We start from the raw sequence: 1,573 nt of genomic DNA, 5'->3' as shown, positions 1-1,573 counted from the left end.
GGTAAAACAGGTAGGAATCACAGACAACTTCTTTGAACTGGGAGGGAATAGCCTGAAAGTGACTCAGGTAGTCAATAAAATAATTAAAGAAACAAATAAAAGCATCTCTTTCAAAGATTTCTTTTCTAATCCAACAATTCAAAGTGTAAAGAGTAAGTTAGTGTCAAAAAACTATCTAGACATTCCAAGTGCTCCGAAAGCAGATTCCTATCCATTATCACCATCACAAAACAGATTATGGTTACTAAGTCAGTTAGAACAAGGATCACTGGCGTATAACATGCCTGTGGCTTTAACCATAAAAGGTCAGATAGATTTTTCTGTTTTTGAAAATTCATTTCGCAAGTTAATTAACAGACATGAGATATTACGAACCTATTTTAAAACAAATAAAGAAGGCGAATTAAGACAATATATTGTGCCTGCCGGTGGGGTCGAATTCAAAATAAATTATGTTGATTTTACCAATAAAGGCAAAAGCGAGTCGTCTATTGAGGAGTATATACAGAATTTAAATAACCAGGAATTTAATTTTGAACAAGCACCACTTTTACGCGCAAGTTTAATCAAACTAACAGAAAATGAGCATGTTTTCTTTTTCTCAAGACACCATATTATTAGTGATGGATGGTCTTCCGCAATTATTTCCAATGAGATAATCCAGGGCTATAATATATTGATAAAAGGAGAAGAATTTACATTACCGGAATTCAAAATCCAATATAAAGATTATGCAGTATGGCTAAGGGAGGAATTAAACTTAGAAAGAAATTTAAATTCAGAAAAGTTTTGGATGAATCAATTTTCAGGAGAAATACCTGCATTAGATCTAATCATTTCAAAACCTCGTCCGTTATTAAAAACCAATAACGGAAAAACTTTAACGATCACCTATTCCGAAGATTTTTTATCTCAGCTAAAACAATATTCTCTAAATAATAATGTCACATTATTTATGACATTAATGTCTGCAATAAAGGTCTTATTACATAAATATTCGGGTCAAAATGATATCATCATTGGTACGCCAATTGCAGGAAGAGAACATCCTGAATTAGAAAATCAAATGGGACTGTATATGAATATGCTTGCCATTAGAACTCAGGTGGAAGAAAAAAGCAGTTTCTCAGATTTATTGCAAAAAGAAAAACAAACTCTGTTAGAGGCTTATGAGCATCAGAATTATCAGTTTGACCAGCTAATTGGTAAATTAAATCTAAAGAGAGATGTTACCAGATCTGCCTTATTTGATGTAGTGATTATTCTTCAAAACCACCATCAATTGGAGACATTTAGTTCTTCCCAAACGTTGAATGCTTTAGAAGTGGCAGATTTTGAATTCGAAAGAAAAACATCTCAGTTTGATATTAGTTTTCAATTTGTAGAACGTGAAGGTTTAACCCTTTCAGTTGATTACAATACCGATATCTACCAAGGGGCCGATATCGAAAGACTGATGCATCATTTCAGTGCACTTATGGAATCAGTTTTTTTGGATCCATCGGTCAAAATAGAAAACATCAACTATCTGATAGCTGAAGAACGTCAAGAATTATTATTTGATTTTAACGCT

At 32.7% G+C, this 1,573-nt stretch carries 1 protein-coding gene; it reads left to right on the top strand.

The window, feature by feature from the left end:
* A partial coding sequence (locus IRZ78_RS25950; RefSeq protein ID WP_228520631.1) for a condensation domain-containing protein occupies positions 1-1,573 on the top strand: 1,573 nt, incomplete at both ends.

It is taken from the genome of Flavobacterium sp. CSZ (genome assembly GCF_015350725.1).
Taxonomy (GTDB): Bacteria; Bacteroidota; Bacteroidia; order Flavobacteriales; family Flavobacteriaceae; genus Flavobacterium.
This window is presented reverse-complemented; position numbering and strand designations above follow the sequence as displayed.